This window comes from Nocardioides xinjiangensis (assembly GCF_017916455.1).
In the GTDB taxonomy this organism is placed as follows: Bacteria; Actinomycetota; Actinomycetes; order Propionibacteriales; family Nocardioidaceae; genus Nocardioides; species Nocardioides xinjiangensis.
Map to the genome: position 1 here is coordinate 1 of NZ_JAFMSY010000005.1, position 15,446 is coordinate 15,446.

Annotated in this window: 18 protein-coding genes; 12 read left to right on the plus strand and 6 right to left on the minus strand. The window is 72.0% G+C overall.

Annotated features, from left to right (window positions below; translation table 11 throughout):
- On the minus strand, positions 1–236 hold a 236-nt coding region (locus J3P38_RS16330), incomplete at its 3' end, for a hypothetical protein (RefSeq protein WP_210504390.1).
- Between the two features lie 327 nt (positions 237–563).
- Between J3P38_RS16330 and J3P38_RS16335 the strand changes: the two genes are divergently transcribed.
- From J3P38_RS16335 to J3P38_RS16350, 4 genes are all read left to right on the plus strand, one after another.
- Positions 564–1,595, plus strand: coding sequence for an App1 family protein (locus tag J3P38_RS16335; RefSeq protein WP_210504391.1), 1,032 nt, complete (start codon positions 564–566; stop codon positions 1,593–1,595).
- 106 nt (positions 1,596–1,701) lie between these two features.
- A complete protein-coding gene (locus tag J3P38_RS16340; RefSeq protein ID WP_210504392.1) occupies positions 1,702–2,634 on the plus strand; it encodes an alpha/beta fold hydrolase in 933 nt (310 codons plus the stop codon).
- Between the two features lie 46 nt (positions 2,635–2,680).
- Entirely contained in the window at positions 2,681–4,393 is a 1,713-nt protein-coding gene (locus J3P38_RS16345) for a sodium:solute symporter family protein (RefSeq protein WP_307807964.1), read from the plus strand.
- 26 nt (positions 4,394–4,419) lie between these two features.
- Positions 4,420–4,740, plus strand: coding sequence for a hypothetical protein (locus J3P38_RS16350; protein WP_210504393.1), 321 nt, complete (start codon positions 4,420–4,422; stop codon positions 4,738–4,740).
- A 68-nt stretch (positions 4,741–4,808) separates the two neighbouring features.
- On the opposite strand, the gene J3P38_RS16355 is transcribed toward J3P38_RS16350, so the two are convergent.
- Together J3P38_RS16355 and J3P38_RS16360 are read right to left on the minus strand one after the other, a co-directional pair.
- Positions 4,809–5,093: a GlsB/YeaQ/YmgE family stress response membrane protein gene (locus J3P38_RS16355; RefSeq protein ID WP_210504394.1), complete on the minus strand. Its 285-nt coding sequence runs from the start codon at positions 5,091–5,093 to the stop codon at positions 4,809–4,811.
- A gap of 194 nt (positions 5,094–5,287) precedes the next feature.
- Entirely contained in the window at positions 5,288–6,439 is a 1,152-nt protein-coding gene (locus tag J3P38_RS16360) for an ROK family transcriptional regulator (protein ID WP_210440011.1), read from the minus strand.
- Between the two features lie 169 nt (positions 6,440–6,608).
- Between J3P38_RS16360 and J3P38_RS16365 the strand changes: the two genes are divergently transcribed.
- The 5 genes from J3P38_RS16365 to map are packed head-to-tail and all read left to right on the plus strand — an operon-like array spanning position 6,609 to position 11,264.
- Positions 6,609–7,712, plus strand: coding sequence for a substrate-binding domain-containing protein (locus J3P38_RS16365; RefSeq protein WP_210440012.1), 1,104 nt, complete (start codon positions 6,609–6,611; stop codon positions 7,710–7,712).
- Positions 7,712–8,533 (plus strand): ATP-binding cassette domain-containing protein, encoded by an 822-nt coding sequence (locus J3P38_RS16370; protein WP_210504395.1) that lies wholly within the window; start codon positions 7,712–7,714, stop codon positions 8,531–8,533. The genes J3P38_RS16365 and J3P38_RS16370 overlap by 1 nt, the downstream gene beginning before the upstream one ends.
- Positions 8,526–9,773: a sugar ABC transporter permease gene (locus J3P38_RS16375; protein WP_210440014.1), complete on the plus strand. Its 1,248-nt coding sequence runs from the start codon at positions 8,526–8,528 to the stop codon at positions 9,771–9,773. The genes J3P38_RS16370 and J3P38_RS16375 overlap by 8 nt, the downstream gene beginning before the upstream one ends.
- Positions 9,774–9,790: 17 nt before the next feature.
- Positions 9,791–10,483 (plus strand): type 1 periplasmic-binding domain-containing protein, encoded by a 693-nt coding sequence (locus J3P38_RS16380; RefSeq protein WP_210504396.1) that lies wholly within the window; start codon positions 9,791–9,793, stop codon positions 10,481–10,483.
- Positions 10,484–10,493: 10 nt separating this feature from the next.
- Positions 10,494–11,264, plus strand: coding sequence for a type I methionyl aminopeptidase (map, locus tag J3P38_RS16385; protein WP_210440016.1), 771 nt, complete (start codon positions 10,494–10,496; stop codon positions 11,262–11,264).
- Here the strand turns inward: map and J3P38_RS16390 are convergent.
- Entirely contained in the window at positions 11,261–13,411 is a 2,151-nt protein-coding gene (locus J3P38_RS16390) for an MMPL family transporter (protein WP_210440017.1), read from the minus strand. The genes map and J3P38_RS16390 overlap by 4 nt on opposite strands.
- Positions 13,412–13,492: 81 nt before the next feature.
- Between J3P38_RS16390 and J3P38_RS16395 the strand changes: the two genes are divergently transcribed.
- Positions 13,493–13,672 (plus strand): hypothetical protein, encoded by a 180-nt coding sequence (locus J3P38_RS16395; protein ID WP_210440018.1) that lies wholly within the window; start codon positions 13,493–13,495, stop codon positions 13,670–13,672.
- A gap of 73 nt (positions 13,673–13,745) precedes the next feature.
- Entirely contained in the window at positions 13,746–14,273 is a 528-nt protein-coding gene (locus J3P38_RS16400) for a DUF2243 domain-containing protein (RefSeq protein WP_210440019.1), read from the plus strand.
- Here J3P38_RS16400 and J3P38_RS16405 read toward each other — a convergent pair.
- Together J3P38_RS16405 and J3P38_RS16410 are read right to left on the minus strand one after the other, a co-directional pair.
- Positions 14,242–14,751, minus strand: coding sequence for a metallophosphoesterase family protein (locus tag J3P38_RS16405; protein ID WP_210440020.1), 510 nt, complete (start codon positions 14,749–14,751; stop codon positions 14,242–14,244). The two genes, J3P38_RS16400 and J3P38_RS16405, sit on opposite strands and share 32 nt — an antisense overlap.
- 23 nt (positions 14,752–14,774) lie before the next feature.
- A complete protein-coding gene (locus J3P38_RS16410; RefSeq protein ID WP_210440021.1) occupies positions 14,775–15,026 on the minus strand; it encodes a hypothetical protein in 252 nt (83 codons plus the stop codon).
- 121 nt (positions 15,027–15,147) lie between these two features.
- On the opposite strand from J3P38_RS16410, the gene J3P38_RS16415 reads away from it, so the two are divergent.
- Entirely contained in the window at positions 15,148–15,441 is a 294-nt protein-coding gene (locus J3P38_RS16415; RefSeq protein WP_210440022.1) for a hypothetical protein, read from the plus strand.
- Positions 15,442–15,446: the final 5 nt, after the last annotated feature.

A 15,446-nucleotide genomic window follows, 5' to 3' on the forward strand; every position in this document is an offset into this window, starting at 1 on the left:
AGCGGGCAGCCGTCGCCGGCGATGGGCTCCTCGTGCTCGCACGACGGCACGGTGAACGTCGCGGCGGAGTGGATCGACTCCGGCGGGTGCAGGTCGGCCCACCGGGCCGCGAGGTCGAGCTGCCGAGCCGCAGCGGCGTTCTCCGCCACACGCGCCTCACGCGCCGCGAACAGCAGCTCGAAAGCGGTGAGGTCCTCCACGGCACCTGCGTCCGCGTCAGCCACTGGCCCGATCATGTGTTCGATTCTAGGCGCCGCCACCGACAGCGGCCATGGGTTGAACGACGCTGTGGATAGTGCTGCCCGACCGGAAGCCTTGGCGGGGAGACCACCTCGTCTACGACACGCACGCCGCGGCCCGGGGTGCGCGCCCGCCTCGTGCGCGCACCCCGTCCCGCGAGGGCGGTCGCCCTCAGCGCACCCCCACGGACGACCGGCGGCGGGCTGCGACGACCGGGAGGCCCACGCGGCGCACCCACCCTCGCGCGTGCTCACCCACGCCGACCGCCCCACACCCACGACCACCAGCACAACCACGACCGAACCTGCCTCTAGGGTGACCGCATGGGAGCCCGTCGGTGGATCGTGGCGGCGGAGAACGCCTGGGACAGCGCCAGGGCGCGGCGCGGGGCGTCCCGCACTCCGGCCCACTTCCGCATCGAGTCCTACGGCGGGCACGGGACGAGCGCCGGCGTCGTCGTACGCGGTCGGGTGGTGGACGACCCTCCGCTGTCCAGCGCCGTGGAGGGGGAGGGCGTGCGTGCCGCGGTCGGGCGCTCGGTCCGCGCCTTCCTCACCGACGAGCTGCCGGGCGTGCCGCTGCGGGTCAGGGTGGGCGACGCGGAGGCGGCGGCGGTGTCCGACGGCGAGGGCTACTTCCGCGTGCGGCTCGAGCCCGGGCTGCTGGCCGGACCGTGGGCGACGGCGACGGTCGAGCTCGACGGGGTCCACCGCGGGCTCACGGAGCCGCACACGACCGAATCCCAGGTCCGCGTCCCGTCGCAGGAGGCCGCGTTCGGCGTGATCTCCGACGTGGACGACACGATCCTGGAGACCGGGGTGCAGCGGATCGGCCGGATGCTGCTGCACACCTTCACCGGGTCCGCGCTCACGCGCACGCCGTTCCCGGGCGTCGTCGAGCTCTACCGCGACCTGGCGCGCGGCGACACCAACCCGGTCTTCTACGTGTCCTCCAGCCCGTGGAACCTGCACGCGTTCCTCGACGCATTCCTGCTGCACCGCGGCTTCCCGCTCGGGCCGGTCCTCCTGCGCGACCTGCTGGGCACCACCGAGGGCCGGGAGGAGAAGCACGACCGGATCCGGGAGGTCATGCAGCTGCACCCGGACCTGCCGTTCGTGCTCGTCGGCGACTCGGGGGAGCGCGACCCCGAGATCTACGCCGACATCGTGCGCGAGCACCCGGGTCGGGTGCTCGCGGTGTACATCCGAGAGACCCGGCTGGACCCCGGTGACGGACGCGTCGAGGCGGTCTCCGACGCCTGGGACCACGACGTGCCGTTCGTCCTGGCCGCCGACAGCGACGCCGTACGCCGTCACGCGGAGTCGATCGGCCTCATCGCCACCGCCGGCGGCTGAGGACGCGGCCCGGCGCCCCGTCGCAGTACTGAACTGCGTCAATTTGGGTACGAGCAGGTCCGGTTGAGAGCACGGCCGGTCGGCACGCAACCCAGAGGAGGCCGCCGTGCGCCACCCCGACCGATCCCTGGTCGTCGACGTCGACGGCCCCGTGCGGGTCGCCGACCTCGGGGGGCCGTCCGACGCCCCCGTGGTCCTGTGCGTCCACGGCCTGGCCGGGTCCGCCGAGAGCTGGCGGCCGCTCGCATCCGCGTCGGACGGCTCCCACCGCGTGCTGGCGATCGACCTGCCCGGGCACGGCCGGTCGCCGTCGGCGGGGCGATCGCTCGCCGTGCCCGACTCGGCGCGCCTCGTCGCGTCCGTCGTCGACCAGCTCGGGGTGGGCCCGGTGGTCCTGGCGGGCCACTCCATGGGTGCCGCGGTGTCGGCGCTCGCCGCCGAGATGGCGCCGGACCTGGTGGAGCGGCTGCTGCTGCTCGCCCCGCCGGTCCCGCGCGTCGGCCTGCCGGAGGTGAGCATGTCCCTCCTCCCGCACGTCGCGCTGTGCCTCTGGCCCAAGGTCGGGCTGGCCGCGCTGCGCCGCCAGGCCAGCCGGCGGACCCTCGAGGAGCACGTCCGCGAGGGGCTGCGCTTGACGTGCGCCTCGCTGGAAGACCTCGACGACCTGGTGGTCGCGCTGGCCGCGGACCTGCAGGCGGCGTACGACGAGGGGGAGGACCCGCTGGCCACCTTCGTCCGCGCGGCCCGCTCCGTCGGCCTCCTCGTGGCGGGCGGTCGGCGCTACCGCGAGGCCCTGGAGGGGCTCCGCACCCCCGCGACCGTGGTGCAGGGCGCCCTCGACCGGGTCCTGAAGCCGTCGGGACTGGACGACCTCGTCCGCCTGCAGCCCACCTGGCGCACCCACCTCCTCGACGACGTCGGCCACTCCCCGCACCTCGAGGCCCCCGTCCGCGTGGCGAGCCTCATGCGCGCGCCGGCCCCGGTGACGGCCGCGCCGACCCACGGAGGGGTGGTCGCGGAGACAGCCGGTCAGGTCTAGGTTGACGGGTGGCCCGCCCCGGCTCACCAACTCTGGGAGGTAACCCGTGTCCGACACCTTGATCGACGCGAACTGGCTCGACTACCTGCTGGTCGCGATCTACTTCGCCTTCGTCCTCGGCATCGGCGTGATGGCAAGGCGATCGGTGTCGGACTCGATCGACTTCTTCCTCTCCGGCCGCTCCCTCCCGGCCTGGGTCACGGGGCTGGCCTTCATCTCCGCCAACCTCGGCGCCGTCGAGATCATGGGCATGTCGGCCAACGGCGCCCAGCTCGGCATGCCGACCTTCCACTACTTCTGGGTCGGCGCGGTCCCGGCGATGCTGTTCCTCGGCGTCGTGATGATGCCGTTCTACTACGGCTCCAAGGTGCGGTCGGTGCCGGAGTTCATGTTCCGCCGGTTCGGCACCGGGGCGCACCTCGTCAACGCGATCAGCTTCGCCGTGGCCCAGCTGCTCATCGCCGGCGTCAACCTCGCGCTGCTGGCTGGGATCGTCCGCGCCCTGCTGGGCTGGCCGATCTGGGTCGCGCTGATCGTGGCGGGCGCGGTCGTGCTGTCCTACATCACCCTCGGCGGACTGAGCGCGGCGATCTACAACGAGGTCCTGCAGTTCTTCGTGATCGTGGCGTCGCTGCTGCCGCTGACCCTCATCGGCCTGCACCGCGTCGGCGGCTGGGACGGCCTCACCGACAAGATCAACGCCGCCTCGGACGGCGCGGCGTCCGCCTCGGACGCGCCACCAGCGACGCAGCAGCTGAACGCCTGGCCGGGCGAGGCGCTCTCCGGCTTCGACTCGCCGCTCCTGTCGGTGATCGGGATCGTCTTCGGTCTCGGCTTCGTGCTGTCCTTCGGCTACTGGACCACCAACTTCGTCGAGGTGCAGCGGGCGATGGCGTCCGACTCGATCTCCGCGGCCCGGAAGACGCCGATCATCGGCGCCTTCCCCAAGATGTTCGTGCCGTTCATCGTGATCGTGCCCGGCATGATCTCCGCCGTCCTGGTGCAGGAGATGATCGACCTCAAGAACGGCGGCAGTCCCGAGGGCGGCGCCTCGGGCGAGGGCGTGGCCTACAACGACGCCCTGCTGCTCCTCATGCGCGACGTCCTGCCCAACGGTCTGCTGGGCCTCGCAATCGCCGGCCTCCTCGCCGCGTTCATGGCCGGCATGGCGGCCAACATCTCCGCCTTCAACACCGTTTTCTCCTACGACCTGTGGCAGCGCTACATCCGCAAGGACCACTCCGACGACTACTACCTGCGGATCGGGCGCCTGGCCACCGTCGGCGCCACCGTCATCGCCATCTTCACCGCGCAGATCGCCCTCGGCTACGACAACGTCATGAACTACCTCCAGACGCTGTTCGGGTTCTTCAACGCGCCGCTGTTCGCGACGTTCATCCTCGGCATGTTCTGGAAGCGGATGACCCCCACAGCCGGCTGGGTGGGACTGGTGGCCGGCACGCTGTCGGCGATCGCGGTCGACCGCCTGGCGGCGGCCGGGCTCTTCGAGCTGTCCGGCCAGGGGGTGGCGTTCCTCGCAGCGTCGGTCGCCTTCGTGGTCGACATCGTGCTCAGCATCGTGGTGTCCCTGGTGACGAAGCCGAAGCCGGCGTCCGAGCTGCGGGGCCTGGTCTACTCGGAGACCCCGCGCGAGGACCGCACCGATCCCAACGAGGCGTCGATGCCGTGGTACCAGCGCACGGCGCCGCTCGCCGGCATCGCCCTCGCGATCGTCATCGTCCTCAACTTCGCCTTCTGACCTACCACCAAGGGAGAGGGGCCACCATGTCCCACACGACCGAGTCCGACGAGACGACCGGCAAGCCCCACAAGGCCGGCCTCTTCGACATCCGCAACATCATCGGCGTCCTGATGGGCCTGTACGGCGTGATCCTGGCGCTGGCCGGTCTCCTCGGGGAGCACGAGCCGGACAAGACCGGCGGGGTCAACGCGAACCTCTGGACGGGCCTCGGGCTGCTCGCGGTGGGTGCGTGCTTCCTGCTGTGGGCGAAGCTGCGCCCCATCGTCGTGCCCGCCAACGTCGACGCCCCGGACGACGACCCGACCCGCCCGGCGCCTCGGCGCCGGCGTCCCTCCGCTCACTGACCCGGACGCGACGAGGCCCCGCGTCCGTGGGACGCGGGGCCTCGTGCGTGGTGCGTGGTGCGGTCGCCTCAGATGCGCGAACGGCTCCCGGTGTTGCGCCCCGTGACGGTCGAGGCGATCACGACGAGGACGGCCGCGGTCAGGACCGCGACGATCCATCGGACCCAGTCGACGCCGCGCGAGCCGTCGCCGCCGAACAGCGAGTAGATCCAGTAGCCCAGCAGCACGCCGCCGATGCCGCACAGGATCGTGAGCCAGATGGGGATGTTGTCCTTGTCGCCCGGAGCCACGAACTTCCCGAGCAGGCCGATGATTGCTCCGACGATGATGAGCACGATGAGATCTACGATCACGTGGATCACCCTTTCCTTTGCCACAAGCTCGTGACTGGAGTGCCGGCGTCGACCGCCGGCCTCCCATCCGTTCCCCGTCCGCGGCCGCGGTATTCGTCGCGCCACCCGGAAGCAGGGGCGTCCCACCTCCGCGGGGTCGGCCGGCGGACCGACGCGGTGCGGCGGTCCGTCGCGAGGACACCCGGTCTCGGTGGTCAGACGGCGGTCAGCTCGGTGCGCTCCGCGGCCAGCAGGACGGCCCCGACGAGGGAGGCCCGCTCGCCGAGCTCCGACGCCTGCACGGGCGTGGCCGCCACGGCGTCGAGCGCGTGGCGGCGCAGGCCGATGCGGGCCGACTCGAGCAGCAGCTCGCCGGCGCGGGCCATGTCGCCGCCGACCACGACCAGCCCGGGGTTGAGCAGGTTGACCACGCTCGCCAGCGCCCAGCCGAGGTGCAGCCCGGCGTCCTCGAGCGCGCGCACCGCGGAGACGTTGCCCTCGCGCGCCGCGGCCACGATCTCGTCGACGCCCGCCCCCGGGAGCTGGGTGGTCATCATCGCCTGGAGCGCGCCGGTGGACGTGTAGGCCTCGAGGCAGCCGCGGCTGCCGCACCGGCACACCGGCCCCGACTCGTCGAGGGTCAGGTGGCCGATCTCGCCGGCGGTGCCGCCGCTGCCGTGGAAGAGCCGGTCCTCCAGCACGATGCCGGCGCCGACGCCGGAGGACACCTTCACGAAGACGGAGTTGGCGTGCCCCCGCGCCACGCCCTGGCGGTGCTCGGCGAGCGCGCCGAGGTTGGCGTCGTTCTCGGCGTGCACCTCGAGGCCGAACCGGTCGCGCGCCGCGTCGAGGGCGTTCACCCCCACCCAGCCCGGCAGGATCGCCGAGCTGCGCACCACGCCGTCGGTCATCGGCGCGGGCAGGCCCATGCCGAGGCAGCGCAGCGTGGTCGCGTCCACGGAGGCGTCGGCCAGCACCTCGTCGAGCAGGCGCGCGGCGGCGTCGAGGCCCGCGTGGCTGGGGTGGCCCGAGTCCAACGGCGTACGCCGCTCGGCGAGCAGGCTGCCGGTGAGGTCGCCCAGGGCCACCGAGACGTGGCTGTGGCCGAAGTCCACGCCCGCCACGACCCCGGCGGACGGCGCCAGGACGACGGTCGTGCCCCGCCGGCCGGCGCCGGGCTCGGTCGACACCAGCCCCGCGGCCGACAGCTCGCGCACGATGCTGGAGACCGTCGCCGGGGCGAGCCCGGTCTGTCGCGCGAGGTCGGCCTGGGTCACCCGGTCACCCGAGCGCAGGACGTCGACGACGCGCTGCTGGTTGGCCGACCGCAGCGACGCGGTCGTCCCGGGGGAGCCGGTGACGGACATGGCGCAAGCGTGGGGGACGCAGCCTTAATCGTCAAGACACACACACAAGATCCGCTTCCGTCACGGTTTGGACAGTTTTGCGTTCGACTCTTGACGACAAGTGGTGATGGTCACCACACTCGTCACGAACCCACGGGCTCGTCGCGAGCCATCACCACCAGGAGAACCCATGTCACGAACCCACCGCGTCGCCGGAATCGGCGCCGCGATCTTGATCGGTGCGCTGAGCTTGACCGCGTGTGGCGCCAACGAGGCCCAGAGCGGCGGCGGTGACAGCGCCGACGGCGGCGGGGACAGCAAGGTCATCGCCCTGCTGCTGCCGGAGTCGAAGACCACCCGCTACGAGGCCTTCGACCGCCCGCTGTTCGAGGACAAGGTCGCCGAGCTGTGCGACGACTGCGAGGTCGTCTACTACAACGCCGACCAGGACGAGTCCAAGCAGACCCAGCAGGTCGACACCGCGATCTCCGAGGGCGCGAGCGTCGTCGTCCTCGACCCGGTCAACGGTGCCGGCGCGGGCGGCATGGTCCAGTCCGCCCAGGACTCCGGCGCGAAGGTGGTCGCCTACGACCGCTTCATCGCCGAGGCCGACTACTACATGTCCTTCGACAACGAGACCGTCGGCAAGATGCAGGCCGAGGCGCTCGTCGAGGCGATGGGCGACAAGGGCAACATCCTGATGCTCAACGGCGCCCCCAGCGACCCCAACGCCGCGCAGTTCAAGGCCGGCGCGCACAGCGTCCTGGACTCGTCCGGGGTGAAGATCCTCGAGGAGTACGACAACCCCGACTGGAGCCCCGAGAACGCCCAGAACTGGACCACCGACCAGCTGAGCAAGTACGACCCCTCGGAGATCCAGGGCGTCTACGCCGCCAACGACGGCCAGGCCGGCGGCGTCGTCGCCGCGCTGACCGGTGCCGGCGTCGCCGCCGACGAGCTGCCCCCGATCACCGGCCAGGACGCCGAGGTCGCCGCGATCCAGCGGATCCTCGCCGGCGAGCAGGCGATGACGATCTACAAGCCCATCCCGATCGAGGCCGAGACCGCCGCCGAGGTGGCCGTCGCCCTCGCGAACGGCGACGAGGTGCCCACCACGAGTGAGTCCGGCGTCGAGCAGAGCGAGTACGAGGGCGTCACCTCCTACATCTTCGACCCGATCGTCGTCACGCAGGACAACGTCGCCGACACGGTGATCGCCGACGGCTTCTACAGCGCCGACGACATCTGCACCGGCGAGTACGCCGAGGCGTGCGAGGCGGCTGGCATCTCCTGATGTCGGACACCTCCACCTCGACTCCCGAGTCGACGGTGCCGGTCGGGGACGCGGTGCTGTCCCTGACCGGCATCTCCAAGCGGTTCGGAGCCGTCCAGGCCCTCTCGGACGTGCACATGCACGTCCGAGCGGGCGAGGTCGTCGCCCTCGTGGGCGACAACGGCGCCGGCAAGTCCACCCTCGTCAAGGTCATCTCGGGCGTGTACCAGCCCGACGCCGGCGACATCACGTTCGCCGGCCGCAAGGTGACAGTGGGTGGTCCCTCCGAGGCCCAGGCCCTCGGCATCGCCACGGTCTTCCAGGACCTGGCCCTCTGCGACAACCTCGACGTCGTCGCGAACCTCTTCCTCGGCCGCGAGGAGTCGACCGGTCCGTTCATCAACGAGGTCGAGATGGAGAAGGAGTCGTGGCGCCTGCTGCGGACCCTCTCCGCCAAGATCCCGTCGGTGCGGATCCCGATCGCCTCGCTGTCGGGCGGGCAGCGCCAGACCGTCGCCATCGCGCGCAGCCTGGTCGGCAAGCCGAAGGTCGTCATGCTCGACGAGCCGACCGCCGCGCTGGGCGTCGCCCAGACCGCGGAGGTGCTCAACCTCATCGAGCGGCTGCGTGAGACCGGCCTCGGCGTCATCCTGATCAGCCACAACATGGCCGACGTGCAGGCCGTCGCCGACCGCATCGTGGTGATGCGGCTGGGCCGCAACGCCGCGGAGTTCCGCGTCGAGGACGTGACCACCGAGCAGCTGGTGGCCGCCATCACCGGTGCGTCGGACAACGTGGTGGCCTCGCGTGCCGCCCGTCGGGACGGAGGAAGCCATGACTGACACGGCCAACCACAGCATCGCCGCCGACCTCGCCGACGAGCGCCTGATCCGCGCCCAGGGCGTGGGCGGCTACGTCCGCCAGTTCCTCGGCCGCCTGCGTGCCGGCGACCTCGGCAGCCTGCCGGTCATCATCGGCCTGCTGGTCATCTGCGTGGGGTTCTACTCCGCGGAGCCGCGGTTCCTCAGCTCGCGCAGCATCGTGTCGATCACCCAGTTCGCGGCGCCCATCGGCATCATCGCGCTCGGCATCGTGCTGGTGCTGCTGCTCGGCGAGATCGACCTGTCGGTCGGCTCGGTCAGCGGATTCACCGCGGCGATCATGGCGGTGCTCGTCGTCAACCAGGGCTACTCGATGGTCCTGGCGATCCTGGCGGCGCTCGCCGTGGGCCTGCTGATCGGGGCGTTCTACGCCGTGCTCTACACCAGGGTCGGCGTGCCGTCGTTCGTGTTCTCGCTGGCGGGACTGCTGGGCTTCCAGGGTGCGCTGCTCTACGTGCTGGGCACGCAGGGCACCATCAACCTGCCCTCGGACTCCTTCCTGGTGCAGTTCACCCGGTTCGAGTTCGTCAGCCCGACCATGTCCTACGTGCTGGTCGTGCTGGTGGCGGCGGTCTACGCCGGCACCCAGCTGCTGCAGGTGCGCCGGCGCTCGGCCGCCGGGCTGAGCTCGCCGCCGACGGTGCTGATCGCGCTCAAGGCGGCGGCCCTGCTCGTCGGGCTCGGGTTCCTGTCCTACTACGTCAACATCGACCGCGGCTGGAGCTACCTCTGGGTGCTGTTCGCCGTGCTGGTCGTGCTGATGGACGTGGCGCTGCGCCGCACCCGCTGGGGACGGCACGTCTTCGCCGTGGGCGGCAACGAGGAGGCGGCCCGGCGCTCCGGCATCAAGGTCAACCGGGTCTACTTCTCGGTGTTCGCCCTCACGTCGCTCTTCGCGGCGCTCGGCGGCCTGCTGCAGGCCGGTCTCCAGACGAGCGTCTCGCAGGCGAGCGGCACGACCGACACCAACCTCACGGCCATCGCGGCCGCCGTGATCGGCGGCACGTCGCTGTTCGGCGGTCGGGGCTCGGCGTACGCCGCCATGCTCGGCATCATCGTGCTGCAGGCGATCCAGACCGGTCTCAACCTGGTCGGGGTCGACTCCTCGGTGCGCTTCATGGTGACCGGCGGCGTGCTCCTGCTGGCGGTCGCGATCGACTCCGTGTCGAGGCGGGCCCGCTCCTCCAGCGGGCGGGGCTAGGTCGTAACCTCCTCGGGATGCTCCGCGCCCGTCTCCTCACCCTCGTGCTCGTCGCCGTCGCACCCCTGGTCTCTGGGTGCGGCGGCGACGAGCCGACCGTCGCGCTCCTCGTCGCCGACGGCTCGGACTCGTCCTCGCGCGCGGTCGACGTGGAGGGCTTCACCGACCGCGTCGAGGCGACGTGCGACGAGTGCCGGGTGCGGGTGTACGACGCCCAGGGCGACGCCGACACCCAGAAGAGCCAGGCCCGGCAGGCCGAGGCGGACTCCGCCGACGTGGTCGTGGTGGTGCCGGTCGACGCAGACGACCTCGGCACCCTCACCGGCAGCGACCTGCCGGTCGTCTCCCTCGGCGAGCTCGTGCCCGCCTCCGACCGGTTCGTCGGGCTGCAGGGTGGCCGGCTGCCCACCCAGGCCGGCACCGACCTCGACGCCGCACGCGACGTCCTCCGGGGGGAGGAGGAGTCGATGACCTACGTGCCGACGCGCGCCATGAGCGAGCAGGCCGCCGACGTCGCCGTGTCGTTCCTCGCCGGCGACCCCCTCGCCGGCGCGGAGGACGTCGACGGCGTGGAGTCCTGGCTCTTCCGGGACCAGGAGGTCACCATCGACTCGCTCACCTCGGTGCTGGTGGGCCAGGGGGTGCTCACGATCGACGACCTGTGCAGCGGTGCCACCGAGAAGCGGTGCGCGCGGCTGGGGCTGCGATGATGGCGGAGCGATGATCGAGATCCTCACTCCCGCCCAGGTCGACCGCGCCCGCCGCACCGGGGCGCTCGTCGGCACCATCCTGCAGACGCTGAAGGAGCGCAGCCGGGTCGGCACCAACCTGCTCGAGCTCGACCGCTGGACCGCCGAGATGATCCGCGACGCCGGCGCGGAGTCCTGCTACGTCGACTACGCGCCGTCCTTCGGTCGCGGACCCTTCGGCCATTACGTGTGCACCGCGGTGAACGACGCCGTGCTCCACGGCAGGCCCCGCGACCAGCGCCTCGAGGACGGTGACCTGCTCACCCTCGACCTCGCGGTGCGGCTCGACGGCGTCGCCGCCGACTCCGCGATCAGCTTCATCGTCGGCGAGAGCCGACCGGCCGAGAGCGTGCGGCTCATCGAGACCACCGAGCGTGCCCTCGCGGCGGGCATCGCGGCAGCCCGGCCCGGCGCGCGCATCGGCGACCTGTCCCACGCCATCGGCACCGTGCTGAGCGAGGCGGGCTACCCGATCAACATGCAGTTCGGCGGTCACGGCATCGGCACGACCATGCACCAGGACCCCCACGTGTCCAACGACGGCCGACCCGGCCGGGGCTACCAGCTCCGACCGGGCCTGATGCTCGCGCTGGAGCCGTGGATCATGTCAGACACCGACGTGCTGGTGACCGACGACGACGGCTGGACCCTCCGCAGCGACACCGGCTGCCGGACGGCGCACAGCGAGCACACCATCGCGATCACCGAGGACGGCGCCGAGGTGCTCACGCTGCCCTCCTAGTGCACCGTCTCCAGCGGCCGCTCGGCCTCGGCCGCGCTCAGCGGCGCGTCGTGCGGGTCGAGCCTGCTCGGCCACCAGATCCGGCCGCCCAGGTCGAGGTTCAGCGCCGTGACCAGCACGGACCGCACGATCATCGTGTCGAGCATGACGCCGAGCGCGACCGCCACCCCGAGCTCGGCCAGGAAGACCAGCGGCAGCGAGCCGAGCACTAGGAACGTCGCCGCCAGGACGATGCCGGCCGAGGTGATCACGCCGCCGGTGGACGCCAGCGCGATGAGTGAGCCCTTCCGGGTGCCGTGCGTCGCGGTCTCCTCGCGGACCCGCGTCATCAGGAAGATGTTGTAGTCGATGCCGAGGGCGACCAGGAACACGAAGGCGAACAGGGGGAACCCGGGGTCGGACCCCGCGAACCCGAAGACGTACTCGAACAGCAGGGCCGAGATGCCCAGCGCCGCACCGAAGGACAACACCACCGTGGCCATCAGGATCAGCGGGGCGAGAAGCGCGCGAAGCAGGCCGATGAGGATCAGCAGCACCACGCCGAGCACGAGCGGCATGATCACCCAGCTGTCGCGCTCGGAGGCGATCTTGGTGTCGAGGTAGAACGCCGAGCCGCCCCCGACCAGCGCGTCGGCGCCGTCGACCGCGTGGACGGCGTCGCGGGAGGCCTCGACGATGTCGGCGGCCGTGCTGGAGGAGATGTCGGCGTCGATCGTCGCCTCGAACCAGGCACGACCGCCGGACAGTGGCTGCACCTGGCCCGGCGCGCCGAGCCCCTCGATGCCCTCGAGGGCGGCGGTGACGTCGTCGGCCCGGTCGGCGGCGGTGGTCACCTGGATGGTGTTGGAGTTGTCGGACAGGCCGTGCTCGGCGAGCAGCTTCTGTCCCTTGATGGAGTCGAACTCCTTGGTGTAGGTCTCCTCGGTCGACAGGCCGGAGGCGTCGAGGCGGAACAGGCCCAGGCAGGCGAGGAGAAGCAGCCCCGTGGTCACGACCCAGACCCGGCGCGGACGGTGGCTGATCGCGCGGCCCACGCGGGCCCACAGCCCGTCGGCGGTCGGCTCCGCGCTGCCGAAGGCGGGACGCTTGGGCCAGAACACCCAGCGGCCGACGATCACGAGCAGGGCCGGCAGCAGCGTCAGCATCACGATCATGGTCACCGCGACGCCGATGGCGTTGACCGGGCCGAGCCCGGCGGTGGAGTTGAGGTCGGCGAACGACAGGCACAGCATGCCGACCGCCACCGTCGCCGCGCTGGCGAGCACCGCCGGAGCGGCGCGGTGCAGCGCGAAGGCCATCGCCTCGTGCCGGTCCTCGTGCCGGCGCAGCTCCTCGCGGTAGCGGGCGACGAGCAGCAGGGCGTAGTCGGTGCCCGCGCCGATCACGAGGATGCTGAGGATCGCCTGGCTCTGGCCGTTGACAGTCAGCCCGGCGTGCTTGGCCAGCAGGTAGACCAGGCCGGTGGCGATCGTGTTGGCGACGACCGCGCAGATGATCGGCAGCAGCCACAGCACCGGGCTGCGGTAGGTGAAGAGCAGGATCACGACCACCACGCCGAGGGTGATGAGGATCAGGTCGGTGTCGATGCCCTCGAACGCCTCCGCGGAGTCGGCGGCCTGGCCGCCGAAGCCTGCGAGGTGGACCTCGCCGCCGTCGAGGACGGCGATCTCGCGGATCTCGTCGGCGGCGTCGGGGATCGCGTTCCAGCCGTCGGCGCCGAAGTTCAGCACGAAGTAGAGGTAGGCGACCTCGCCGTCCTCGGAGACGAGCGTCGGCACGGGGGCGCCCTGCGCTCCGGCGGCCTCCGCGGCCGCAGGCGTCAGCACGCCCTCGTCGGTGACGCCGTCGAGGCCGGCGATCTCCTCGCCGTCGGACTCCATGGCGGCGAGGTCGTCCTCGGTCAGACCGCCGTCGCGGTGGTAGACGACGAGCGTCGGGATGTCGTTGGGGTCGACGGTCTCCGACAGCTCCTCGAGCACCTTGGTGGACTCCGCCGACTCCGGGAGCCACGACGAGGCCTCGTTGTCCTGGACCTCGGTGAGCTGGGTCGAGAAGCCTCCCATGACGCCGGTCAGCACGACGGCGGCGACGAGGACGAGCCACTTGGTGACGCGGCCGGTCAGGGAGCTGGCGATCTGTCGGTGCATGGGATCCAGTCCAGCAGGACCGCTCGGGTCCTCGCATCGGTGATTCCCCCGAGGACTAGACCGGGTGGCTAGGGTCGTCGCGTGTACTCCGACTACGAGGCCTGCGCCGTCTGCGGCTCCGAGGTCCGGCTGGTCCCCAACGCCGGCTCGTCCGGCGGCGCCCGCGAGCCGGCCGGCCCCGAGGACGGCGTGGTCGGCGCCGGCGACGAGCCCGTCGACGTCCGGGTGTGCACCAACGACGACTGCCCGTCGCGGCGCTAGGGCGGCCCGGAGGCCTGAGGCGGGAGCGGTCCGGTCACGGCGTACGACGCGGCGTGTGGGGTACGGGGCGCCCATGACGTCGTCCGTGGGGGAGCCCCCGTCACCCGCCGCCGGGCTGCTGTACGGCATCGGCCTCGGTGGCTTCGTCGACGGGATCGTGCTGCACCAGATCCTGCAGTGGCACCACATGGTCAGCGCCACGGGCGACCACCCGATGACGACCGTCGCCGGGCTGGAGGTCAACACCCTCGCCGACGGCTTCTTCCACCTGTTCTCGTGGTTCGCCGTGGCCGGCGCCTCGATCGTCACCCTCGCGCAGTGGCGCCAGGGCCGGCTGCCCCCGAGCTGGCGCTTCCACCTCGGCTGCGTGCTCGCCGGGTGGGGCGGGTTCAACCTCGTCGAGGGACTCGTCGACCACCAGCTCCTCGGCGTGCACCACGTGCGCGACGACCTCGGCGGCCCGCTCGCGTGGGACCTCGCGTTCCTGGCGCTCGGCGCGCTGCAGGTCGTGGTGGGCTGGTGGGTCGCGCGGTCGGGGTCGCAGGAGCTCGCCGTCCGCGCCTGGGAGCCTAGGCCCGTGGCGGGAGCCGGTGGAGCGTGACTCCGCCGAGCTCGCCGTCGGCGGCGACCGCCGTCATGTAGGTGCAGTGCGGCTGGCGCCGGCGGTCGGTGGGGGAGCCCGGGTTGAGCAGCCGCAGGCCGGTGGCGGTCGTGGTGTCCCACGGGATGTGGCTGTGGCCGAAGACCAGGACGTCGAGGTCCGGGTGCTCCCGGCTCATCCGCTCCTCACGGCCCTTCGCCTGGCCGGTCTCGTGGACCACGCCGAGGCGGAGGCCGTCCACCTCCACGTGGGCCACCTCGGGCAGCCGCTCGCGCAGGGCTCCGTGGTCGTTGTTGCCGTAGCAGGCGACGAGCCGGTGCGAGCGTGCCTCCAGCTCGTCGAGGAGGCGTACGTCGACCCAGTCGCCCGCGTGCAGCACCAGGTCGGCGTCCGCGACGGCCCGCCACACCTCGACCGGCAGGTCCTTGGCGCGCTTCGGGACGTGGGTGTCGGCCAGCAGGAGGAGTCGGGTCGCCATGGGGCCAGTCAACCGGTCCCTCCTCAGCGGGTGGCGCCGACCTCCAGGTCGCTGATCCCGCGCTCGCCCAGCTGGAGCTCCGCGGCCCGGGTGCGCAGCGTCCGCTCGGCCGAGTGCCACAGCGTGGCGGAGTGCGCGTGCCGGTGGTGCGGACCCGTGCCCGGCCGGGACTGGTCGCGACGGACCTCCTGCGCCCACGCCAGCTCGGCGAACACCTCGGCCGCCGCGAGGAGCTCGCGTACGGCCGCCTGCCTGCCGGGTGACGTGCCCTCCATGACCAGAGGTTGCCCGGCGCGCGAGGGCGCCGGGGACGTCGGCGCCCGAGTTGCCCCGAATTGGGGGCGGCTCGGCCGGCCCCTCCCCGCGGGCCTTCGCGGCGGCGCGTACGGTCGTCGCATGGCCCCCGACGAGACCCTCGACGAGTCCACGATCGACGACATGGTCGGCGAGGCCGCCCTCCAGCTCTGGGCGGCGGCGCAGACCGACTTCGACCCGTTCCAGCTGCCCTCGCCCGAGTGGCCGGACACGACCGTGCCGGTGCGTGACGTCGACATCGCGGTCGACACCGGGCTCGAGGAGGACGACGTACGCGCCTCCCTCGCCCGGCTCGACGGCGTGAAGGTCGTGGTGGGCCGGGAGGCCGGCACCGTCAGCGTGTTGCGGGCGATCCCGCAGGACACGCCGCTGTAGCCGGG